19 protein-coding genes are annotated in these 22,215 nt (G+C 55.8%); 6 read left to right on the forward strand and 13 right to left on the reverse strand.

Annotated elements, in window-relative coordinates:
- Positions 1 to 233 precede the first annotated feature (233 nt).
- From FE783_RS33025 to FE783_RS33035, 3 genes are all read right to left on the reverse strand, one after another.
- Complete coding sequence (locus tag FE783_RS33025; RefSeq protein ID WP_138883703.1) at positions 234 to 1,811, reverse strand: MDR family MFS transporter; 1,578 nt, start codon at positions 1,809 to 1,811, stop codon at positions 234 to 236.
- 77 nt (positions 1,812 to 1,888) lie between these two features.
- Entirely contained in the window at positions 1,889 to 2,311 is a 423-nt protein-coding gene (locus FE783_RS33030) for a MarR family winged helix-turn-helix transcriptional regulator (RefSeq protein ID WP_158302171.1), read from the reverse strand.
- Positions 2,312 to 2,396: 85 nt separating this feature from the next.
- A complete protein-coding gene (locus FE783_RS33035; RefSeq protein ID WP_138883669.1) occupies positions 2,397 to 3,188 on the reverse strand; it encodes an alpha/beta hydrolase family protein in 792 nt (263 codons plus the stop codon).
- Positions 3,189 to 3,343: 155 nt separating this feature from the next.
- On the opposite strand from FE783_RS33035, the gene FE783_RS33040 reads away from it, so the two are divergent.
- Complete coding sequence (locus tag FE783_RS33040) at positions 3,344 to 3,625, forward strand: DUF2573 family protein (RefSeq protein WP_138883670.1); 282 nt, start codon at positions 3,344 to 3,346, stop codon at positions 3,623 to 3,625.
- A gap of 719 nt (positions 3,626 to 4,344) precedes the next feature.
- Here FE783_RS33040 and FE783_RS33045 read toward each other — a convergent pair.
- The 3 genes from FE783_RS33045 to FE783_RS33055 form a co-directional block, all read right to left on the reverse strand.
- Positions 4,345 to 5,124: an SDR family NAD(P)-dependent oxidoreductase gene (locus FE783_RS33045; protein WP_202916303.1), complete on the reverse strand. Its 780-nt coding sequence runs from the start codon at positions 5,122 to 5,124 to the stop codon at positions 4,345 to 4,347.
- Between the two features lie 201 nt (positions 5,125 to 5,325).
- Positions 5,326 to 5,784 (reverse strand): chemotaxis protein CheX, encoded by a 459-nt coding sequence (locus FE783_RS33050; RefSeq protein WP_138883672.1) that lies wholly within the window; start codon positions 5,782 to 5,784, stop codon positions 5,326 to 5,328.
- Positions 5,785 to 6,052: 268 nt separating this feature from the next.
- Entirely contained in the window at positions 6,053 to 6,661 is a 609-nt protein-coding gene (locus FE783_RS33055; protein ID WP_138883673.1) for a YitT family protein, read from the reverse strand.
- Positions 6,662 to 6,840: 179 nt separating this feature from the next.
- On the opposite strand from FE783_RS33055, the gene FE783_RS33060 reads away from it, so the two are divergent.
- Complete coding sequence (locus FE783_RS33060; RefSeq protein ID WP_138883674.1) at positions 6,841 to 7,536, forward strand: response regulator transcription factor; 696 nt, start codon at positions 6,841 to 6,843, stop codon at positions 7,534 to 7,536.
- Positions 7,526 to 9,070 carry a sensor histidine kinase gene (locus FE783_RS33065; protein WP_138883675.1) on the forward strand — a complete coding sequence of 515 codons (1,545 nt, stop codon included), beginning with the start codon at positions 7,526 to 7,528 and terminating at the stop codon, positions 9,068 to 9,070. The genes FE783_RS33060 and FE783_RS33065 overlap by 11 nt, the downstream gene beginning before the upstream one ends.
- Positions 9,071 to 9,137: 67 nt before the next feature.
- On the opposite strand, the gene FE783_RS33070 is transcribed toward FE783_RS33065, so the two are convergent.
- Positions 9,138 to 11,144, reverse strand: coding sequence for a methyl-accepting chemotaxis protein (locus tag FE783_RS33070; protein WP_158302172.1), 2,007 nt, complete (start codon positions 11,142 to 11,144; stop codon positions 9,138 to 9,140).
- Between the two features lie 335 nt (positions 11,145 to 11,479).
- Here FE783_RS33070 and FE783_RS33075 point away from each other — a divergent pair, with 335 nt between their 5' ends.
- The 3 genes from FE783_RS33075 (at position 11,480) to FE783_RS33085 (ending at position 13,711) form a co-directional block, all read left to right on the forward strand.
- A complete protein-coding gene (locus tag FE783_RS33075; protein ID WP_138883677.1) occupies positions 11,480 to 11,875 on the forward strand; it encodes a VOC family protein in 396 nt (131 codons plus the stop codon).
- A gap of 39 nt (positions 11,876 to 11,914) precedes the next feature.
- Complete coding sequence (locus FE783_RS33080) at positions 11,915 to 12,817, forward strand: LysR family transcriptional regulator (protein WP_138883678.1); 903 nt, start codon at positions 11,915 to 11,917, stop codon at positions 12,815 to 12,817.
- An 87-nt stretch (positions 12,818 to 12,904) separates the two neighbouring features.
- The gene (locus tag FE783_RS33085; RefSeq protein WP_138883679.1) at positions 12,905 to 13,711 is read left to right on the forward strand and encodes a histidinol-phosphatase; all 807 of its coding nucleotides are present in this window, start codon (positions 12,905 to 12,907) and stop codon (positions 13,709 to 13,711) included.
- A gap of 249 nt (positions 13,712 to 13,960) precedes the next feature.
- Here the strand turns inward: FE783_RS33085 and FE783_RS33090 are convergent, their stop codons facing one another.
- The 6 genes from FE783_RS33090 to FE783_RS33115 form a co-directional block, all read right to left on the reverse strand.
- Complete coding sequence (locus tag FE783_RS33090) at positions 13,961 to 15,289, reverse strand: ABC transporter substrate-binding protein (protein ID WP_138883680.1); 1,329 nt, start codon at positions 15,287 to 15,289, stop codon at positions 13,961 to 13,963.
- A 137-nt stretch (positions 15,290 to 15,426) separates the two neighbouring features.
- Positions 15,427 to 17,625 carry a tail fiber domain-containing protein gene (locus FE783_RS33095; protein WP_138883681.1) on the reverse strand — a complete coding sequence of 733 codons (2,199 nt, stop codon included), beginning with the start codon at positions 17,623 to 17,625 and terminating at the stop codon, positions 15,427 to 15,429.
- A 116-nt stretch (positions 17,626 to 17,741) separates the two neighbouring features.
- Positions 17,742 to 19,067, reverse strand: a complete 1,326-nt coding sequence (locus FE783_RS33100; protein ID WP_138883682.1) for an ABC transporter substrate-binding protein — start codon at positions 19,065 to 19,067, stop codon at positions 17,742 to 17,744.
- Between the two features lie 43 nt (positions 19,068 to 19,110).
- The gene (locus FE783_RS33105; RefSeq protein WP_138883683.1) at positions 19,111 to 20,301 is read right to left on the reverse strand and encodes a hypothetical protein; all 1,191 of its coding nucleotides are present in this window, start codon (positions 20,299 to 20,301) and stop codon (positions 19,111 to 19,113) included.
- 5 nt (positions 20,302 to 20,306) lie between these two features.
- Positions 20,307 to 21,170: a sugar phosphate isomerase/epimerase family protein gene (locus tag FE783_RS33110; RefSeq protein ID WP_138883684.1), complete on the reverse strand. Its 864-nt coding sequence runs from the start codon at positions 21,168 to 21,170 to the stop codon at positions 20,307 to 20,309.
- Positions 21,171 to 21,176: 6 nt separating this feature from the next.
- Positions 21,177 to 22,205, reverse strand: a complete 1,029-nt coding sequence (locus FE783_RS33115; RefSeq protein ID WP_138883685.1) for a TIM barrel protein — start codon at positions 22,203 to 22,205, stop codon at positions 21,177 to 21,179.
- Between the last annotated feature and the right edge of the window lie 10 nt (positions 22,206 to 22,215).

A 22,215-nucleotide genomic window follows, 5' to 3' on the forward strand; every position in this document is an offset into this window, starting at 1 on the left:
ATAATCGGGGAAAAGAAGCTAATTTGATAAAATGTACTGTAGGTTTTCCATTATAATTTTCGCGAGGCGAAAAATCGATGAAATAACGGCATGTTTTCCAGTTACGGGAGCCCGATAGGGTAAGAACGGCTTCGGATCGGACGTCGCTTTAACCCTTTAGCGAAGTTATGTTTTTGAAGCAAAAAACGCTCCCCGTCCCAACAAATGGGCCGAAAGAGCGTTTTTACCAATTATTAGTGTACAGCAGCCTCCTGCATTCTCTTCTCGCCTTTTTTCCGTTCCGTCAGCTTGATTTTGCCGATAAACAGCGTCATGACCGCGCCGAGCAGCACGAAGGCGAAGCCGAGCCAGAAAACGCTGTGCAGAGCGGTGACCATCGAGCTTTTGAGAATCGGCGATACTGCCTCGATAAATTCCTTCGGCAGCTTCGCCAGCATTTCCGGACTGAGCAGCATCGAATACAAGCTTTGCGGATCGCTGTGGATTTTGGCGGTCATATCGGCCACCATGCCCGACTGGTCGGGCATGGTGCTCAACACCGGCTCCAAATCATGCGTAAGCAACTTCGAAGATTGATGGTTCATAATCGCGCCGAGCACCGTCATCCCGAACGTTCCCCCGATCGACCGGAAAAACTGGCTGGACGACGTCACGACGCCAAGCTCCGACTTCGGAAAGCTGTCCTGAAGAGCGAGCGTCAATATCGGCATAACAAGCCCCATACCGATCCCGAGCACGACCATGATGCCGGATGCGCCCAGCTTTGTCGTATGGAGCCCCATGTTCGTCAGGAAAATGAAGCCTCCCGCCATGACGATCATCCCGATCATGATTTGTACCCTTACGCCGATCTTGTAGACGATCTGACCGCCGATTACGCTCGTAATGATCATCGTGATCATAAGCGGCGTCATGATCGTTCCCGACGCCGATGCGCTTACCCCGACGATGCCCTGCATGAACAGCGGCACGAACATGATCGCCCCGAACATGCCGACCGACATCAGGAAGCCGACTGCGTTAATCGAGCTGAATACACGATTTTTGAACAACCGGATCGGCAAAATCGGCTCCTTCGCCTTCGATTCGATGATGCCGAACGCGGTAAGAGCTACTGCAGCCAAACCGAACAATCCGACAATTTGCCATGAGCCCCAAGCGTAATCGACTCCGCCGAACGTCAGCGCGAGCAGCAGGCTGACTACGCCGACGATCATCGTCGCCATGCCCGGGATGTCGAATACGACTTTGCCTTGCGCCTTATGCTTCGGCAGCGCCATGGCGATCAGGATCGTCGCGAGCACCCCGACCGGCAGGTTGATGTAGAACACCCAGCGCCAGTTCAACGAATCGACCAGCCAGCCGCCCACCTGAGGACCGATGACGGACGATAAGCCGAACAAGCCGCCGAACACCCCTTGCCATTTGGCCCGCTCCTTGCCCGTGAAGATGTCGCCGATGATGATCATGGCCATCGGCATCATGATGCCTCCGCCTATCCCTTGCAAGGCGCGGAAAATAATAAGCTCCGTCATGCCTTGAGCCATCCCGCACAAGGCGGACGCGCCAATAAATATGACAAGACCGGTGACGTAAACGACTTTGCGGCCAATCAAGTCGGCGAGCTTGCCGGCGATCGGCACGACGACCGTAGAGGTCAGCATGTACGCCGTAGTCAGCCAAGCCATCAGGCCCAAGCCGCCCAACTCGCCGACGATGCGCGGCATGGCGGTACCGACGATCGTCTGGTCGAGCGCTCCGAACAGCATCGCGATCATCAGACCGAGTATCAGCAGTCCGCGGCGCTGCATTGGCTGCTCCTCGTTAAGCGGGTTTTCCCGTACAGTTTCCACTCTTGCTCCTCCTTATAGTTCTCTCTGTTTTTTTATTATTTCGTAAGCTTCTCCAGAATGTTCAACAATTGCTCCGCTTCGTGCGCATCGATTTTCTCGAAATAGCGGCTTGCGATTTCCCGGCGGATCCGCTCCATCTGAACGAGCGCCTGCTTACCTTGCTCCGTAAGCTGAATGAGCACGACGCGGCGGTCCTTGTCGTCATGGCGGCGCTCCACGAGCCCGTGATTGACCAGCCGGTCGATCATGACGGTAATGGCGCTCGGCTTCACCTCCATCTGCTCGGCCAATGCGGTTGCTTTGCACGGTCCCTTATCCTTGATCATGTGCAGCATGAAAAATTGCGGCGGCGTTAACCCGAACTGCAGCTTGCCGGAAAATTCCTGAATCAATTTGCGTTTGAAAGACTCCATCGCGGAATGGAAACGATCGACATATCCTTCCGAACCGGTCCCCAAAATCATTTCACCTCCGATTGCGGTAATTGTTTTCATAATTTAATATTTAAACTGTTTAAATTATAGACCGCGTTTTATTGTCCTGTCAATGGGAGATCCAGCCGAAAATCGTATCCAGCACGCTCTCGTCTTCTTCCCGCGGGAACACATGCGCCCTTCCGTGATAAATGTTCATCGTCACCGGCTTGCCGGCCGTTTCCATCGCTTTCGCAAGCCGGTACGCATGCTCCACGCCCACGTGCTCGTCCTCGGACCCGTGTATGATCAGGACGGGCGAGCCGATTTGACCGGCCCAGCATATCGGCGAGCGGCTGCGGTATGCCTCCTCGTCCTTTCTCGGGTGGCCGACGACGCGCTTCAGCATCCGGCGCAAATCGACCCGCTCCTCGTACGTCAGCAGCAGGTCGCTGACTCCGCCCCAGACGACTACAGGGCCGATCCCTTCGCACTCCTTGGCGGCGAGAAGCGCCATGATCGCTCCTCTGGAGAAGCCGATGAGCGGTATCCGCTCCGAGTTCGTCTCCGGCAGCGAGCGCAGCAGCCGAATGCCGTTATACAGGTCGTGCCGGTCCTCCCCGCCAAAGTCTTCCCGCCCCTCTCCGCCATCGTTGCCTCTGTAGAACGGGGCGAAGACGGCGTACCCGCGCCTGGCCAGCGTAACGATTCGCGGAATGCGGACCATGCCAACGTTACGAATGCCGCCGCGGCAGTAAACGAGACCCGGTAGCGGCTCCGCCGATACCGGCACGCATAAATATCCTTTGACCTTCAAACCTTGACTCCAATAGGTCAGCTTCTCCAGCCGAATCCCTTCGGCCGGGTCGGGAAGCTGTTCCCGCTCTATAATCGTTCCATCGGCTTCCGTATATTGGGACATTTCCGCTTCCCCGCTTCCTCAGTTATCTTATTTAGCATGCCCTGCATGTGAATCGAATTTGTGATAAAGGATGTTTATGTCCGCCGTGCTTTGACAACGGACAGCCGTTTTAAGTAGACTGAAGGTAATATCTAGCGGAAAGGTTGTCTGCTGTTATGAATCCCGTATTTGACCGCGAATTTGAAGCGCTGGTAGAGAAATTCGCAGAGCTGCTGACCGGCAAAGCAAACCTCGAGACCGTCGAGAAAGTAAAGAAGTGGGCGATCTACAATCATATCCACAAATCGATGCCCGCGCTCGCAAGCCATTGGAACCAAAGCCATCCCGAGGCGAAGCAGGAAATTCGCAAGCTGTTCGAAGAAATCAAAAGCTTGAACGAAGCGCTGCGCGCCGAGCGCTCCGAAACGGCGAAGCCTTCCAAGGAGCAAGGCGAATAGCCGCAGTCCGGATAAGAAAATCCGTCGAAAAAACGCCCGGACGGTCAAGCAAACCAAACTTTAGTGCGTTGGGAGAGTGAAGTTATTTCGTAGTGACTTCTACTCCCAAAGGACCCTTCGTCATGAATGAACCATATTTGTTTATTAGTGAACTTCTCTGCGCTATTTGGCTCCACTTCTCGGTAATTGGAGGAACAATGAACCTAGAGTAACTATTACTGAACTTATGTTTGGTAATAGTGAAATGGGGTTCGTTATTCGCTATATTCGGCCATCTGATGTGCAAATAGCGCAATAGAGTTCAGTAATAGGGAAGTTTGGTTCGTTCAAGCCCATTTCCAAATTCCCCATGAAAAGGGCCACCCTTTCGCTTTAGTTCGGTAAAGAACTTAAACAATCTGATAGGAGCACAAAGACCTTCCGCGAGTTAACGGAAGGTCTTTGTGCTCCTCCAGGACCGAAAACCCACAAACGAACAAGCCATGCACCGCTCCGGTTTCTTCCGCATATCCTGTCCCTATATTCCCGCATCTACATGTTTTGAATGAAACGTCTTCGAGCATACTGACCAATAGAAGGAATGTAACCCTAAGGAACCTTACTTCCAAAGGAGCGAAAAGGTATGCACGATAAAGATGGCAGCGCGATGGCCGGATTGCTGTGGGGGACTTTGTTCAGTCTTCCGATCTGGGCGTCGATTATCGGTTTGGTGCTGTATTTCACTTCAAATTGAGAAATCGCCGGCTGACCCGCTCGAATGTTCGCGGGAACAAGTGGAACAGCTTCGCGCCGAAGCCGGCGATGCCCGGCAAATCGACCTCCGCCCGGTTCCGCTCCACGGCGCGCACAATCGCTTCGGCCACCCGGTCCGGCGTAAGCATGAGCTTCTTGACGTTAGCAACGTAACTGCCCGACGGGTCCGCCATGTCGAAGAAGGGCGTGTCCACCGGTCCGGGATTGATCGCCGTCACGGTGATGCCGGTTCCGGCCAATTCTTGCCGCAAGCTGTTCGTAAGCCCTAGTACCGCATGCTTCGTGGCGGAATAGCCGGTCGATTTCGCCGTGCCGATCTTTCCCGCGAGCGAGGCGATGTTGACGATATTTCCCGAGCCCCGGGCGAGCATATGCGGGAGCACCGCTTTCGTACAGCGGACGATGCCCATATAGTTCACGTTCATCATCTTCTCGAAATCGTCAATCGACGCTTGCTCGAACCGTCCGAACAAGCCGAAGCCCGCATTGTTGATCAGTACGTCCACCCGGCCGTGCTTCTCGTTCACGCGATCGAAGACGGCTTCGACCGATCCGGTCGACGACACGTCCAGCTCGTATGCTTCGCATCGGCCGCCCAATCGTCCGGCAAGCTCCTCCAGCTTCGCGCGGCTGCGTGCCATCAATAGCGGTATGCCGCCCCGTTCCGCGACGAGCGTGGCCGTCTTCGCCCCGATTCCGCTTGAAGCCCCCGTGATCGCGACCACTTTGCCGTTCCAGCTGCTCATGCGCATTTCACCCTTTCACTACCCCACAAAGTGGAGCCTTTGCTTCGATGCCGATCCAGGTACTTTGCGGGGACCTCCGGAATTTACGAACCCCCCACAAAGCGTAGCCGTTGCTTCGATGCCGATCCGAATGCTACGAAAAAAGAGGCTGCTCTCGCACCCTCTCCGCCTGGTATGTACATGTTTTCGGGAACGCCGTCATTACGAAATAAGCACTTTGATGTCCAGTTGACCGATCTGCTCCATCATGAGCGGGATCGTGAGCGCTTTCGTCGGCGTGAAGCCTGCGGCCGCTTCGGTCTGGATCAGCTTCGGCGGGGTAATATCGACGCGCACCCCTTGATTATACAAGATCGTACTGGCATTGCCGCTGATCATGTTGCCGAGCTCGGAAATCGCGCTTTGCGACATCTCGTCCATCTGCGTGACCGAAAATCCGCCCATCATCGCGGATACGAGCTTCAGCGCCACTTCCTCGTGAAGTCCGAACACGATGTCGCCCTGCATTTGTCCCGACATCCCGATCTTGATCCAAATGTGGTTTTCCACGAATTTGACGTCTTTAATCCCGAGTTGGCCGGTTGTCGGACGCACGTTGATCAGTTGCTCCAGTACGATTCTTGCTGACTCCAGAAACGGGTTGATGTACTCGGCCTTCATTACATAGAGTCCCCTTTCGACAAAATTCTAGGAGTTTCTCCGCTTCACCCAGCGAAAATATGCGACAGTTCCTTCCCGGCGCGAAGCAGGACCGCTCGGTGGCGGCAGCTTGTCCAGGAAACCAATAAATGACTTTTTTTAATTATACTCGAGTTTCCCGAACCTGTATATAGGATCCGGTCGTCCAAAGGTCCGTGCCGACCGGGACCGAATGCCGAAATGTCCCGCCGCATGTCGTTTTTCACTCTATCCCAAGACCTAAATTTCGTCAATTTTTTTTCATGTAAACATGGATACTTCTTCCTAAAGGCTTGCGTCTCGAGTAACGCCATGTCGCGGCGAATACGATGAGAATCGTGAGGAGCGAGAAGATCGTGCGGTCGAAGCCGATTACTTGAAGCCCGGCCATCAGCACGGCCACGTCGAACAGCAGGATGAATACAGCCGCGGGGATCCCCGTCCGGTCGGCCGCAATTTGGCCGAGCAGGTCCGTTCCGCCCGAGTTTGTCCGGTATGCGAGCATCGTCCCTACTCCCATCCCGATCAGCCATCCGCCCAGAAGAGCATGGGCGGGCATACCGAGCCGGAACCAGCCGGCGACTGGAGACATAACGTCGATCAGCAGCGAGGTGATCAGCAGTCCGTTCACGGCGTTCAGAAACAAAGTTCTGTCGTAAAAAAAAACGCCGATAAAAACCGGCGTGCTAATAAGCAAAACCGTCAAACCCGGCAATATTCCAAAATGATAATTCAGCAGAAGACCGATCCCGATAAACCCGCCGTCGATCAGCCGGTATGGCGCCAGAAAGGCGTCCACCCCGAACGCCACCACGAAGCTGCCTAGCAGCACTGCGGCAAACTGCAGAAGTAGCTGCAATTTCGATTCCTCCCCGTACCTTGTCCCCTTCTGTCATTGTATGGGTTTAAGATTTAATTAAGAACTCGGACGGATGTTTCTTAAGAAATGGCCTTTATAATGAGGGTCAGCCGTTTATATAGAGCCGGTTGCTGTGGTATCCTTTTGACGGGAACGATTACGAATGGAGACGATTGTCTATGGCACAGGAGACCTTGCTCCTTGTTGACGACGAAAAAGAAATATTGGATCTGCTGGAAATTTATTTGAAGAACGAAGGCTACGTGCTGCTGCGCGCTTCGAACGGCGTGGAGGCGCTGGACGTGCTCCGGCACAAAGAGGTCGACCTCATCATCCTGGACATTATGATGCCGCGCATGGACGGCATCCAGGCATGCATGCGCATCCGCGAGGAGAAGAACATGCCGATCATCATGCTGTCCGCCAAAAGCCAGGATATGGACAAAATTATGGGGCTCAGTACCGGAGCGGACGATTACATGACGAAGCCGTTCAACCCGCTTGAGCTGGTCGCGAGAGTCAAATCGCAGCTTCGCCGCTACAAACGGCTGAATGTGTCCGCCTCCCGGCTCGAGGAAGAAATCGAGATCGACGAGCTCGTCATCAATACGGCGACGCACGAAGTGCGCGTGGAAGGACGCGAGATCAGGCTGACGCCGCGGGAATTCGCCATTCTCGAGCTGCTTGCCCGCAACCGGGGCATCGTGTTCAGCATCGAGAAAATATACGAGTCGGTATGGAACGAGACGTTCTACGAATCGGACAATACGGTGATGGTTCATATAAGGAAAATACGCGAGAAGCTGGAGACGACTCCGCGTCAGCCCAAATACATCAAGACGGTATGGGGGGTCGGCTATAAAATTGAAAAGTAGATCGTTGTTCAACCCTCTGCACTGGCTGTCCGTTCTGCTCGGCTTTATCCGCGACGTCTATTGGTTCGTGCATCGCCATATCGAATCGAGCATCCGCATGCAGCTTATATTGACGTTCGTCTTCTGCGTGCTCGCCGCCTTGATCGCACGAAGCATAACGACCCCGCTGTTCGCCGATGCGAATAAATATCCGACGATCGATTATTCGGCCGGGGTTCATGAGATCGATTCGAGAGCCCGCTCCATCCTGAACGATATTAATGACGAATACAGTATGCAGGAAAGACCTGGCCGCAGCGCATCGGCGACGTCTGTGCCGACCCCTGAGCAAAAAATTGCGGACATTATCGCCAGATACAATCAATGGAACCCGAATATGAAAATATTGCTGCTCGATCTGGACGGCAAAGTGCTGTACAAATCGGCCAACGCCACCGAAAGCAAAGTCGATCTGCACAGCATCATCCGCAATGCGATGGACGCCCGGATCAACGACAGACGGTATCAGAATCAGGAATATTCCAGCTTCTATCCGCTCGATCTGCAGAACACGAAAGCTTATCTGGTCGTGTCCGGCATGCCTTCCCCGAATATCGTCTACATGAAAGGGGGAAGCAGTCCGATGCCGGCGCTGCTCGCCTTCGTTACGTTTATTTTTCTCTTCTTCTGGATTACGAAAAGGAAAACGAAATATATCGGGGAGCTGGCCCACGGGCTGCGGGAAATTTCCAAAGGGAACCTGCACTATCGCGTGCCGGCGAGAAGCCGGGACGAGCTCGGATCGCTCGCCGACAGCATCAACCGGATGACCGTCGAGCTCCAGCAGACGCTCGAGGAAGAACGCCGGGCGGAAGCGACGAAGAACGAGCTCATTACGAACGTCTCCCACGATCTGCGGACACCGCTGACGCTCATTATGGGTTACCTGCGGCTGCTCAAGGACCGGAACTACGAATCGGATGCACAAGCCGACTCGTACGTCAACATCGCCTACGGCAAGTCGGAGAAGCTGAAAAGCTTGATCGACGATCTGTTCGAATATACGAAGCTATCGAACAAGGGAGATACGTTGAAGCTCGATACGGTATGCATCAACGAGCTGCTCGAGCAGCTGCTCGAGGAGATGGTGAGCTATGCGGAGGAAAACGAGCTGTCCATCGTCCGCGCTTTCCCCCCGGAGAAGCTTAGGGTGAACGTGGACGCCGACAAAATGATCCGGGTGTTCGACAATCTGCTTACGAACGCGGTCAAATACAGCCGCAAGCCCGGGACGATCCGGGTGCTCCTGTTCCGCGAAGCCGACCATGTCACCGTTCGCATCAGCAACAACGGCACGCCCCTCTCGCAGGAGGAGGTGAACCGGCTGTTCGACCGGTTCTACCGGATCGACCCGTCCCGCTCGTCGGAAACCGGCGGTTCCGGTCTCGGTCTCGCAATCGCCAAGAGCATTATCGACTATCACGGAGGCGAGATTTGGGCGGAAAGCGAAGGAGACGAGATCCGCTTCTGGGTTCGGCTGAAGCTGGCTCTCTGAGTGAACGAAAAGCGGCCCCGACGGGGCCCCGACGGGGACCGCTTTTTTTTGTCGTGCACACACCGCCCTATACCTTGAACAAGTTCACTTCCGCCTGAAGCTGGCTCATATGACGGTTCAGCAGCCGGGCTTTGCCGCTCATCTCCTCGATCTGCCGCAGCTGCGAATCGACGCCCGCCAAAATTTCCTCGGAGCTCGCCGCCGTTTGCTGGGATGCCGCCGATACGACCTCGATCATTTCCACGATATCGTTCTTCTTCTCCTCCAATCGGTTCATGCCCCCGGCCAGCTCCCCGATCAGACCGTCCATCTGCCCGAGCGCAAGCTTCATCGCCCCGAACGTATCCCTCGTCGCGCCCGCGAACCGCTCTTGGCTGTCCGTGTGGCGGACGACTCCGTCCATCGCCTGCACGGTCTCGTTCGTCGACGTATGTACCTTCCGGAGCAGCTCGCGGATCCGCTCGGCCGAATCGTTTGCCTGATCGGCCAGCTTGCGAACTTCGGACGCGACTACCGCGAACCCTTTGCCGTGCTCTCCCGCTCTCGCCGCTTCGATCGAGGCGTTCAACGCGAGCAGTCCGGTTTGCTGAGAAATCGCCGTTATCGCCTCGGCCATCTCCCCTACCGATTCGAGCTCCTTGCGCAGCTTGTCCAGACTGAGACCCGCATCGCGTACGATGCCGGCGCTTTCGCCGATCGATTCGATCAGCTCGCCGACCGCCGCCCCGCCCCGCTCCTCATTATGCCGCAGCTCGCGGCTGCTCTCCGTAAGCACCGTCGTTTGCTTCCGGTAATTGTCGATAATGCCGGCCAGCTCATGCACGCCGCTCATCCCCCGCTCCACCTCTTCGGCTTGGCGGGACGCCGCCACGGCAACCTGTTCCATCGTCGAATTCATCTCGCGCGATATTTCCATCGTCTGCATCGACAGCCGGCCGATACCGTCCGCCTCGCGGGTGCTGTCGCCCGTCGTCCCTTTCACCTCGGTGACGATGGCCCGTATTTTCCCGATGAACCGGTTCATCGCCGCGGACAGATCGCCGATCTCGTCCTTCGAGCCGACCGGCAGCTGCCGCGTCAAATCGCCTTCACCCTGACTCAGCTCGTTCATCGCCTGCTTCAATCCGTCCAACCGCCGGAATTGGCGTCCGACGACCAGGAACACCGCCGCCCCGCTGATCAGGATGGCAAGCACTACGCACAGCACGGTTTTCCATAAGATCCGGTACAGCACTTCGGTCGACATGGCCAGCACGAGCCCTTGCCCGTTGCTTAGCGGAGAAACATAATACGTCGCTTTGTCGGAGCCGTACGATGAGGCGGCCGTCCTCCGCTCCTTGGACGCGAGACTTGCTTGCGCCAGCTCCCCGATGTCCGCATCCAGCTGCTGCACCGACTCGTCGCTGGCGAAAAGAAGCTTGCCTTCCGCATCGACGATGCCGGCGAACAGCACCTCGTCCCCGACCTGCTCCTTCAGCTCCCGGATGAGCGGCTTCGCGCCGATCCGGCTCTCCAGCTCGGTCAGCTTGGCGCCGTCTCTCCCCACTTGCACGATGCGAGGGACGGACCATCCGCCTACGCCGACATACTTGTATACTTTCGGATCGATCGTACGCGGCTGCGCCGGCTGAACGACCGTTTCTTTTTTCTTCGAGATCAGATCCATGAATTCGTATGCCTGCTGTTTCGGATCGGCCGCATAGTTGAATTTGACGTCCGGCCCCGAATTCGTCAGGATCGCCTCGCCCGCGCCGTCGGTTACCCATATTTCGTCGATCCCGGCCCGCTTCGCCAAGCCCGCCGCCTGCTCGTAGTTCAGACCGCGCTCCACCAAGTAGGAGACGAGAGTGGCCTGTCCGATCATTTCTTTCTCCATGACTTCCTCCGCCGTCTTCCGTGCAAACAAAGCGTTCTCTATGCCGATGATGGCTACCTCGAGCGTAGCGTATCCTTTGCGCTGGACGCTGTCGGCGGTCTCGCGGTAATTGATCAGGCCCATTGCCGCGGTTACTAGGCAAATCACGATCAACACCGGCCAAATGATTTTGTATTTGATCGAGCTCACATTTCCCATGTTTACAGCCTCCGTCTCCTTTAAGTCGTCATCAGGGATAAAATCCCATAAGCTACATTGTATCACGCGGGCAATATAGGCCAAAAGTCTTGAGTGTGGAAGATTCATGAAATCGTTCGCAAAATTCGCGTACGCAAAAAACGCCGTTGGAAGGCACAATGCCGTCGACCAAGCTTTTCAGCTTCGGTTTCGCTTTTGGCAAACCGCTTTCGGCGTCTCAGGAAATGTTTTCTAAGCGGCCCTTTCCCTGCCGGGATGTAAAAGGTACAATAGACAAGACGATATCGGGACAGTCTGCGGACTGATTTTTGTTTAACCGGGAGGAGACGCATAGTATGGCAGTACGCAAAATCGAGCACGTGGGCATTATGGTTCAAAATATGGAAGCCTCGATCGCTTTTTACCGGGACGTAGTCGGGCTGTCGCTGCTCGGTACGCTTGATCACGGCAACGGAACGGTCAAGCTCGCCTTTCTCGGCAGCCCGGGTGCCGAAGAAACTCAGGTGGAGCTGGTCGAAGGGTACAACGGGGGGCTCCCGGCGGAAGGCAAAGTCCATCATATCGCCTTTACCGTGGACAACCTGGAAGCGGAAATCGAGCGCATCGGCAAGCTCAGGGTTACGTGGATCGATCCGGATATTACGACGCTGCCGAACGGCGCGAGGTACCGTTTCTTTTACGGTCCCGACGGGGAATGGCTGGAGTTGTTCGAGCCGGCGCCCGCGAAATAAGATAAAGACAGGTTCAGTATGTAGCAAAGGAGAGTTGCCGTGAACATCAACCAGTTGGAAACGCTGGTGACCATATCGAAAACAATGAGCTTCCGCAAAGCCGGCGAGCTGCTCAATCTGACCCAGCCGGCCGTATCCGCGCAAATCAAAAGCCTGGAGGAGGAGTTCCGGACGGTGCTGGTCGACCGCAACCAGCCGGTGACGCTCACGGACAGCGGAAAGGTGTTCCTGGAGCACGCGGAGCGCATTCTGCAGACGGTCGAGGATCTGAAGCAAAGGCTGGACGATCTGAACCACACGCCCCAAGGAAACATTCATCTCGGCACGACCACCTCGATCGCGATGCAAATATTGCCGCGGGTGCTCTCTTACTTTCAAAACCAATATCCGCTGATCAAAACGACGATTCATTCGATGACTTCGTCGCAAATTATGACCAGCGTAGAAAACGGCACGTTGGATATCGGCATCGGCTATTTGTTCGAGAAACATCCGGGTCTCGAGACATCCATCCTCTATTACGATACGTTCGAGCTTGTCGTATCGCCCATGCACTCGCTAGGCAAGCTATCCCATACGACGGTAGACGCCTTGAAGGACATTCCGTTCATCATGCTGTCTCCGGAAACGGCGGGCAGGCGCTTCGTCGATCAAGTGTTCAACAAATACAAGATCGAGCCGCCGATCGTCATGGAGCTGTCGAGCAGCGAGGAAGTGAAACGGATGGTCGAGCTCAATCTCGGGGCGGCCATTATCTCGAAGATGTCGATCGCGGGTGAGCTGCGCCTCGGAACGCTCAAAATGATTCAAGTGAACGAGTTGGAGCTGACTCATCCGATCGGGGCCATCACCAAAGCCGGCAAATATATGAACTCGGCGATGCACCAGTTTCTCCGCGATTTGAAGGGAATGCCGGAATCGAATTTCCTCGGCTCGGAATAGACGGACACCGGGCCGAGTGAACGGCAGTCCGTTTGGACACATTAACTAACGCGGAACTTTTAGGTTCATTGTGTAGGAGGACCCGACATGAGATTCGATCTTCACACCCACCACAAGCGATGCGGCCACGCCGACGGGACAATCCGCGATTATATCGAATCGGCGGTCGCCCAAGGGCTTCAAGTGATCGGCATATCGGATCACTCGCCGTATTTCGCCGAGGCGGAGGAGCACCCTTGGCCGGGCATTACGATGGCCAAAAGCGACTTCCCCAACTACGTTGCGGAAGTATTGAAGCTGAAAGAGGAATACAAAGACAAGATCGAGGTGCTGCTCGGCGTCGAGTCGGACTTTTTCCCCGAGCATGCCGACGTCTACAAGCGCGTCTACGAGCAGTATCCGTTCGACTACATTATCGGCTCGGTGCACAAGTCGGACGGGGTCAGCATTTTCAACAAAAAGCGCTTTAGAAACATGAAGGACTCGGAAATCGTACGCCAAAAGGAAATGTACTACGATCTGATCCGGCAATCCGCGCAAAGCGGAATGTTCCAAATTCTCGGTCATATCGATGCGATGAAGGCGTATTTCCCGGCATTCGCCGGCATTCAAACCGATGTGGTCGACGAAACGCTCCGCATCATCGGCCAGAACAAGCTGGCGATCGAGATCAATACGTCCGGCAAAATGAAAGACTGCGGGGGCTGGTATCCGGCGGACGACATCCTGGAACGCGCTCTCCATCACGGCGTTTCCGTAACGTTCGGCTCCGACGCCCACGTTCCGAGCCGGGTCGGGGACGAATTCGAGCAGGTTAAGCGCAGACTGGGAGAGATCGGCTTCAAGGAATGGGTGTTTTTCCGACAAAAGGAGCGGGTTGCGGTGGAGCTGTAGCTCGAATTTGCGGATCCATACCGAAATTCGTATTTTGTTACACAAATGAAATATTTCTGTTACGTTCCTATAACGTTGGACGGGTATTCTAATAACAAGACCCCCTTTTTAATATAAACCTTATGGTAAAGCCCCCGTCCCGTTGACGAGGGCCCTTTTTTTGTCCTGATTTCGGGGTTTTATAATTTCGGGGTCCCCGCAAAGTACTTGGAATAAGCTTCTAAGCATGGCTCCACTTTGTGGGGTGTTTTATTTGGATGCGGCTTCCGCCTCCTGAATTTGTTTGTTGATTCGCTCCGCCGCTTCGCGCAGAGCCGTATTCACATCCTTGCCGCCAAACACGACATCCTTCATGACCGTGTTGAACTCCCCGATGCCGTTGCCGTTGTATTTGTTTACCGAGCCTGCCGGGGCGTATTGATCCGGTTGGAACGCTTTAACATTTTTCCCGGCGTACACCGGATTGTTTTGACCGAACGATTGCCGCAGCGATTTGTTGCTTGAGGTGGTGAGAAATCTGCCTTCCTTCAATCGTGCGGACTGGTATTCCTCGGTCGTCAGGTAAGCGATCGCCTCGAACGCCTGATCCTTGTACTGGCTCATCGAAGTGACGTAGAAGTAGGTCGGGTATGCCTGCGGTCCCACACCCGGCTTATCTTTGAGCACGGGGAACGAAGCCAAATTCCAGTTCAAATTGCCAAGCTCCTGAGGGGAGTGCAGAGCGGTCAAAGCGATGAACATCGCTACATTCCTGTCTTTGAAAAACCGGTTTCGCTCGTGCGGCTCGGAAATTTGATTCGACTTGATGTCGGCAAAGCCCGGAAGCTTGTAGAACCGGAGCAAATTATCAGCGAAGCTTTTCCATCGCGAGTCGGTGTCGAATGTGGACTTCTTCGTGTCGCTCAGGACGAGCGGAATCGAGAGCTGATTCATCATCGCCAAATGGCCGTGCGACGATCCCAGACCGTAGTAAGTAACTCCGGCATCCGTGCGGGTAAGCGACTTGCTCAAGTCATACAATTCGTCCCAGGTCATGCCGTCCTTCGGATACGGGACGCCGAATTTGTCGAATATATCCTTGTTGTAGTAAATCGTTGAAGGGGGCGTATACACCGGCAGCCCATAAATCCCTCCGCGCGCAAATTGTTTGGCTATATCCACCATCGTCGGCTCGAGCTGGTTCAGATTGTAGTTGTGCTTCTTGATCATCGGGCTGATATCGTACTCCAGCTTGTTTTCCTGCAAATAGGTGGGACTTGCCCCGATCGAGGCGAAAATGATGTCGATCTTCTGTCCGGCGGCGAGCAGCTCCGGAATTTTGCCCCCGGCGATATATTTGATCGTGATATGTGGGAATTTGGCCGTAATCGGCTGAGCGAACGTTTTCATGAAATCGGCCTCGGGCCAATCCGCCGGAAACGGAAAGTAAACGGACAGCTCGGCCGGTTCTTTGCTGATTGGAACCGCGGCGGCCTCTTTGGACGGATCGGTAACGGTCTTATCGGAGCCGCAGGCCGATACAAGCATGGCAAGGCCAAGGCAAAGCGGCAAAAATGCGGCATGCCTTCTTATACACATGGATAGAACCCCCTGTTATTTTATCCCGATTTACTTTATCGGGTTAAGACCCCCGCCTCTATAGGCGGGCTTTGAATCAGGTGGAGTAGAGTCTCCATCTGATTCCCCGATGTTCAGCCTTAGCTGAACGAGTTCACTTACAACCCGGCCTTGTTCAGGCGGGCTTCTATGGCATCGAGACGCTCCCAGCATTGTTGAATCGACCTTACGACGGGTGGAATGAACTCATCGTAGCCGAGCGTCTGCACATCGGCTCCGCCGCCAACCGAATGGTCCTGATAGCCGCCGAACTCCACTCCCAATTTGTCGCAAAGCGTCTTCACCTCTTGCGCGATGAACCAATGGTGGTAACGCGTCCGCTTGCGGGAGCCGTCCTTCGGATGCTCGGTAAGGTTACCGGCCGCGTCCATGGAACGATAGTCGTCTCGCAAATCCCATCGGCCGTCGACAGGACGCAAGCCGAGAATAAATTCGATCCCGAGCACGGTGTCCCGGATATCCGCCTTGTCGCGGGCATCCGATCGGTTCTGAACGGTTCCGTACACGTAAGTCGTCGTACTGCTGTTGCCCAATTGAATCTGGTCCGATCCGGTGACGGCCGCCTGATACCCGATGGACACGGAATTGTTATACGCCGTAGTGACATTGGTCGCCGGGTTGTACGAGCCTACTTGGGCTTGATAGCCGAGCGCTACGTTGTTGTTGCCGTAAGCTTTCGCTTCGTGTCCGACGCTTGTGGAGAACGAATAATTGTAAGGTCCCCCGGCGCCTATGTGCGGACCGCTCATCGAGCCGATCGCTACGTTTCCGACGCTGCCGATGTTGAAGCCGGCCATGTAGCCGACCGCTACGTTGTAGCTGCCCGCCTTGTTCCTCTCCAACGCCTTCCAGCCCCAAGCGGAATTATAGCTGCCGGTGATCGAAAATGCGGCCGACCGGAACCCGCCGACCGTATTCGCGATGCCGCAAGCATTCATAGTCAGCGTCTTATAGCCGATAGATGTATTCTCCATCCCTTTCTGACTGAACTTCTGCGCGCTGTAGCCGACAGCGGTGTTCCCGGAGCCTTCGCAGTACTGCATCGCCATGTCGCCAATGGCCGTATTCTCGTCCCCGTCGATCGTGCTGGCCAAAGCCCGGGCGCCGACAGCCACGTTGTGAGCTCCCTCCGATGTCTGCTTGCCGTCGCCGTTAATGAGCTGGAGCGTCTGGTGGTCCCCGAGACCGACCGTGCCGTAATTGCCGTTCGAAATTTTGACGCCCCACTGATCGAGCAGCGTAGTGTCTCCTTGCCCGACAAGTCCCAAAGCCGAAACGAGCGGCTTCGCGATTTTGATCAGCTCGACGCTCTGGATTTCGCCGCGCCATGTCGAATTGGCGCCTGTCGATATTTCGAAGGTGACGTTGCCCGACAGGTTGGCTCCGTCCACCGTATTGTTCGTCAGCAGCGTGTAGGACCAGACGGTTGCGCTGATCGGTCTGAGCTGCTCCGCACCAGTACCGTTCGGCATCACCCCCGCCGACATATAGGCGCCTGCTACGGTCACGCCGTTCTCCTGGAACAGCTTCTCTGGTCCGTAAAGGTCTTTGTTGCCAAGTCTGAAATTGATGACCCCGTCGGCTGTCGTCGTCAGCTTCACCCGCAGCAAATAGACGGTTCTGCGCTCGGCGAAAACAGTCGTTTTCGCGCTGGATGCACCGGCGGCAAGGTGAGTAATCCGGTCGGGGCCACCGGCCGCCGTAAATCCGCTCAACGTCCAACCGGAAGCCGAGCTTGCAAAGGTCGGATTGCCGATCTTGTTGTCCGTCCCGATCACGGCGAAATCGGAACGCGTCAAGACGTGTACGCCTGCAGGCAAAATCCGTCCGCCGACCAGCGAGTCCGCCGGCACGACGAACGAGCCGCTGCCGAGCTGCCCGCACATCGCCGTAAAGGCGGCCGTATCGTCGGTTATGCCGTCGCAAACCGCGCCAAAGTCGGCGATACTGGCCAGCTCGCGCAATTTGCCGCCGACCGTGCGCTCCGGCATTCCGCCGGAGTACTGGAACGTTACGCTATCCGCTTCCATGACGCCCTCCCCGCCTAGGAACGGTCGCCCCGGAGGGAGTCCCTCCGGAGGCCGGCCCGCTCCATTGTATACTTTCCCCGATACAGTGCCTCCGTTTAAGCTGCTTGCTGTACTACCGTTCACGAGCCCTCCGGCTACGGCCGCGATGCCGGCCATGCCCATGCCGGCGAGCAGGTGTCTGCGGCTTATTTTGCCGCCGGTGTCCACTTGAACCCGTTCGAATGCTTCCATGTCCTTCTTGATCTCGGATTGCTTGTTTTTATCCATAGTAATCCTCCTAAATAGATGTTTTTCGAAGGAAGAGCGGCGCTTCGTCAGGGATTGCGAAAGCGAGCTGCGGGCGATATAGGACAAGACGAAGGCGGTGTTTTGGGCGGAAGTCTTTACTTCGTTTTGATGTTTTGCTCGATGGTTTTATTCGCGTTCTCGACCGCTTCGCGGAAAGACGTGTTGATATCTTTCGTACCGAGAGCCGTTTCGACGTATACGCCGACAAGCTGCGCCGCCGGAATGGACACATATTTGAAATAGGGCGATTTATCCGCATATTTATCCGGGATAAGCGCTTTGACGTTCTTGCCTTTGAGATCGGGCAGCGCCGAGCCGAACGTTCCCATACCCGATTTGTCCTTCAGCACGGGGATCGAGCCTTCTTGAAACAACCCTGCCTGAACCCGGGCCGCGCTCATCTCGGCCGCCGCCAAATATGCCGCTTCCTTGCTGCCGCTGTTCGAGGTGACGTACCACATGATGATTTCCGGCTGCGGCCCTACGCCCGGTGCCTCTTTAAAGTCCGGATACGTCACGACGTCCCAGTTGACCGTCTCTCCCGTGCTCGCTCTCGGAAAATCCGAAGTCATCATCGTGGCCATGGCAAGCGTCTGCTCCTTCCGGAACCAATCCCTCGCCTTATTGTTGTTGATATTGCTTCTCTGCAGGTCGTACTCCGGTATTTGCAGAGGCCGGATCAGTTGCTTTACGTAATCTTTCATCCGGTCGGTTTCGAATACCGCTTTATTCGTCCCGGAGTCCGCAAGCGGCATGGAGAAAGGATTGAACCGGAACGAATTGTTGATCGCGCCGTCGGCGTAGCCCCGGTACGCGACTCCGCCGTCGCTTCGCGTCAGCTTCTTGGAAGTCTCGACCAGCTGATCCCAGCTCCACTTGGCGGCGGGGTACGGAACTCCGAACTTGTCGAACAAGCTTTTGTTGTAATAGAGGGCCAACGTCTGAAGCTGTGTCGGGATCGCCGGTATTTTGCCCCCGTTGAACGACCGGATGTAATTCGCCACGACCGGCTCCAGCGCATTGATGTCATAGGAATACCGCTTCATCGGATCGGACAAATCCGAATCCAGGCCCAAATCCTTCAGCAGCGCCAATTCATTCTCCGTCGCGTAGATCAGATCGATCTTCGTCCCGCTGGCGACCAATTGATCCAACGTTCCGTTCGACCGGTTGAGCACCTTGAAGGAGAGATTCGGGTATTTCTTGACTATGTATTTCCCCTCCGTCTCCATGAATAGCTGCTGCGTCATGCCCCACGGATGGTACAGAGTCAGCTCCGTCGGCTTGTCGATCGTCGGCTCCTTGACCGCCTGGATGTCGGGCTTGGCCTCCCCTTTGTCCGGAGCCTTCCCGCTGCACGAAGCGGCCAGCATCATAACGAGAATCCATAATGACAACGCTTTCAAACTTTTCCCCAACATTGGTGTTCCCCCTAATAAAGCTTTTTACAATGCCGTCATAGTCTCAAGCGTGCAAATTCCGGATCAGGTCAGCCGTTTCTTCGGCAAAAATCGGGCATGCCTCTTCCGAGTACGGGGTCGTTTTGATTTCGTAGCCGCCCAAGCCGTCCCGGAATGCCGCCACTGTCGGAAGGTAACCGCTGTACCCGTTTGCGAGTCCCGCGAGTAGCGTATGCGGGAACGGCGAACCGCTCCGAAGCGGTCCGGTAAAACTGTTGAATATTTCACCGGAAGTGGATAACAGAACAGCCTCTCCGATTCTCAGCCCGTGAATCGACATAGGAACATACGGCATATAGTAGCCTTCCTTTGCAGGCAAGCGGATCGTCTTCTCCTCGCTCCGCAGCGGGAGCCCATCTATAGCCGACAGTCGGGCGGCAGTCCGCTCGATGTCCCCGCACAAGCGATGCCCCATCTCCCGGACCAGAGGATACGTATCCTCCGTCTCCGTTCTGTAATGGCCGACAGGTCCGACATCGCCGGAAAACCCTTGGATAAACAACGAAACGAATCCGTCCCCGTACCGCTCCTCCAGTTCGTTCATCGCCAGACCGACAAACTCGCCCGACACCCGCCCGATCGTATTCATCAGCAGCGTCGGGTGTACGGCGCAATTCACCAGCGCTCCGATGGGATGTCCTTCCGTCGTTTCGAATACGAGAACTTGCAGGGAACGGTCGATCGGAATGGAATCGTTATGCTGCAGACGGGGCCGCCGATTGACCGACACGGTGCACTCCCCCGAAGCGGCTTTCAAGCGGACCGGTTGAAGCTCCTGCATCAAGTCCCGGATAGCGGCGGTTACGCGCGACGTATATTTACGGCTGAAGTAGGCAGGCGCACTATGCGTATGCGTGGCTATTACCGTTACTGACGATTCTTCCCCTTCCGCAGCCTCTCCCCATTCGCGTCGCGTCCCTTCCGCAAACGTGTTCGCAAAATAATTGTACTTTCCGCCGTTATCGCTCGGTCTGACGGGAAGAAAAGGAACCTCGCTCGTCACACAGCTGTCGATGCCGATGATCACCTTCCTTGCCCGGCCATCGTCGAGCAGCAGGATTCTGGCATAAATATCGTCGAGTACGTCTTTGGCGGGATCGGCGATGTTCGCGGCCGCATCATAGCCTTGCAGCGGCGCGTGCTCTTCAGGGGTCATTTTCACTTTGCCGAATGCCGCTTTCAATTGTTCTGCCATTCTGTTCACCTCTCCCGGATCGGAATACCCAGCTTGTTTTCTACGAAATCGCGGCATATACGCAGGCTTTCGTAAGGCGTGCTCGTCGATTTGTCGATCTCTACCGTAAGCCAGCCGTCATAGCCGATTTCATTCAAAGCGTCGATGATCGGCTGGAAATCGATCGGCCCGAGCCCGAGCTCGCAAAATACCGGCAGCGCTTCGTTCCCCATCAGCATCGGAAAATCTTCGATTCTCGCTTCCGAGGGCATCAAATCTTTCAGATGCACATAGGCGACACGCTCGGAGTAGCGTCGGATCATCGCGGCCGCATCCATCCCCGCCCCGGTCAAATGGGCCGTATCCGGAGCGAAATATACTTCCGGCGCGGACAGCTCCATCAGAGCGTCCAGCTCGTTCTCGTCCTGCAGCTCCGTCCACAGATGCGGATGCACGCATGACTTGACGCCGTATTCGAGCGTTCGCTTGGCCGTCTCGTTGATCGTCAAGGCGGCTTGCTTCGTCTCCTCTGCCGTAGTCGGCCCGCCGCGCGGCCCTCCCGGACCGAGCACGATATGCGATGCGCCGCATCCCGCCGCTATTCGCGCCAGCCGCGCATTAAATTCGACGATGTCCTGCCGCCTCGCCGGGTCGGCAAAACGCCGGCCCGCTTGGCCGGAGGCGCCGCCATATACGCCGGACATCGCAAGGCCGTAGCGATCGAGCGTTTCCAGCAGCTCGCTCTCCCTGCCTTCATGCTGCAGGACGAAGGTCGGCCACGGCTCGATCGCCTTGTAGCCGAGCGCCGCCGCCTCCTCGAACCCTCTTAGATGATCGTGCCCCCACGTTATCGAGTGAACAGCCACTTTTCCTTTAAACTCCGCCGCCAAATACCGTCACCTCCCCAACAAATGATCGAGCACGAATTCGTCCAAGCCTTCGTAATCGCGTGCGGCGATGAACCGCCGTTCCTTCTCTTTGTCGTATGTATGGACTTTATCTACGAGACGCAAGAACATAGCGCGGCTGTTCGCCAAATGCTTGAACGAAAGCGCTCTCGGTTGAGTCCGCATCGCCTTGACGTCGAGTCCGATAAATTCCCCGTTGCTCCCGTAACCGTTCTCCACGAGCACGCGCACCTGGTTGAACGCCCTGCGCAAATTGTCCGAGCCGAACGCTTTGTCCTGATCGTACTTAAGCCCGTTCTGGTCGTTCAGATGGACGCTCCACAGCTTGCCGAGCGCCAGCGCATAGCCCATTTCGTCGGACGGATCGAGCCCGGCGAGAATGCAATGCGCCGATTCGATCAAGCCGCCGACCCGATCCGGATCGGTCGTCCGGTAAGCGAGCGACAGCGCATGTCCGATCGTCGGGACATAGGCATGATCCATCGGTTCGTTCGGCTTCGGCTCGATCAAGAGGCGAATGGACGCGTCGTATTCCAGCAGAAGGTTGATCGCTTCGATCAAATAATGAATCGCATCGACCGGATTTTTCGCCTCGCGGATATAGGTACCTTCCCTGGCAAGCCAGAGCACGACATTGTTCGTACCCATCTCCCTGGCGATGTCGATCGTTCGTTTCGACCGCTCGATCGCTTGCAGCCGCTCGCCCGGGTCGTTCGAAGTGAATGCCCCGTCGATCGTATCCGGACTTTCCCACAAGCGGGGAGCCACGATTTCCGTCACAAGCCCGTGCCCCTCCAGCATGCGGCGCACTTCCCCCGCCCGTTTCATTACCTGCGCATGCGACTTGCCCGCGATATCCGGCACGATATCGTCATCGTGAAACTGTACGCCCTCGAAGCCGAGCTCGCGGTACGCCGCCAGCTTCTCCCCGAACTCGTACGATTGCCTGACCGGCGGTCCGAACGGATCGGCTCCTTCATGAATGTTCCACGGTCCGAATGAAAATCGATAAGTCATGTCACCGCTC

The sequence above is a fragment of the Paenibacillus mesophilus genome, assembly GCF_005938385.1.
GTDB lineage: Bacteria > Bacillota > Bacilli > Paenibacillales > NBRC-103111 > Paenibacillus_AB > Paenibacillus_AB mesophilus.

Excerpts from the sequence above, each read along its gene's own strand:
- FE783_RS33025 (WP_138883703.1), bottom strand. The coding sequence starts at position 1,811 with ATGCAGCGCCGCGGACTGCTGATACTCGGTCTGATGATCGCGATGCTG.
- FE783_RS33035 (WP_138883669.1), bottom strand. The coding sequence starts at position 3,188 with ATGTCCCAATATACGGAAGCCGATGGAACGATTATAGAGCGGGAACAG.
- FE783_RS33040 (WP_138883670.1), top strand. The coding sequence starts at position 3,344 with ATGAATCCCGTATTTGACCGCGAATTTGAAGCGCTGGTAGAGAAATTC.
- FE783_RS33045 (WP_202916303.1), bottom strand. The coding sequence starts at position 5,124 with ATGAGCAGCTGGAACGGCAAAGTGGTCGCGATCACGGGGGCTTCAAGC.
- FE783_RS33050 (WP_138883672.1), bottom strand. The coding sequence starts at position 5,784 with ATGAAGGCCGAGTACATCAACCCGTTTCTGGAGTCAGCAAGAATCGTA.
- FE783_RS33060 (WP_138883674.1), top strand. The coding sequence starts at position 6,841 with ATGGCACAGGAGACCTTGCTCCTTGTTGACGACGAAAAAGAAATATTG.
- FE783_RS33070 (WP_158302172.1), bottom strand. The coding sequence starts at position 11,144 with ATGGGAAATGTGAGCTCGATCAAATACAAAATCATTTGGCCGGTGTTG.
- FE783_RS33075 (WP_138883677.1), top strand. The coding sequence starts at position 11,480 with ATGGCAGTACGCAAAATCGAGCACGTGGGCATTATGGTTCAAAATATG.
- FE783_RS33085 (WP_138883679.1), top strand. The coding sequence starts at position 12,905 with ATGAGATTCGATCTTCACACCCACCACAAGCGATGCGGCCACGCCGAC.
- FE783_RS33090 (WP_138883680.1), bottom strand. The coding sequence starts at position 15,289 with ATGTGTATAAGAAGGCATGCCGCATTTTTGCCGCTTTGCCTTGGCCTT.
- FE783_RS33095 (WP_138883681.1), bottom strand. The coding sequence starts at position 17,625 with ATGGATAAAAACAAGCAATCCGAGATCAAGAAGGACATGGAAGCATTC.
- FE783_RS33100 (WP_138883682.1), bottom strand. The coding sequence starts at position 19,067 with ATGTTGGGGAAAAGTTTGAAAGCGTTGTCATTATGGATTCTCGTTATG.
- FE783_RS33105 (WP_138883683.1), bottom strand. The coding sequence starts at position 20,301 with ATGGCAGAACAATTGAAAGCGGCATTCGGCAAAGTGAAAATGACCCCT.
- FE783_RS33115 (WP_138883685.1), bottom strand. The coding sequence starts at position 22,205 with ATGACTTATCGATTTTCATTCGGACCGTGGAACATTCATGAAGGAGCC.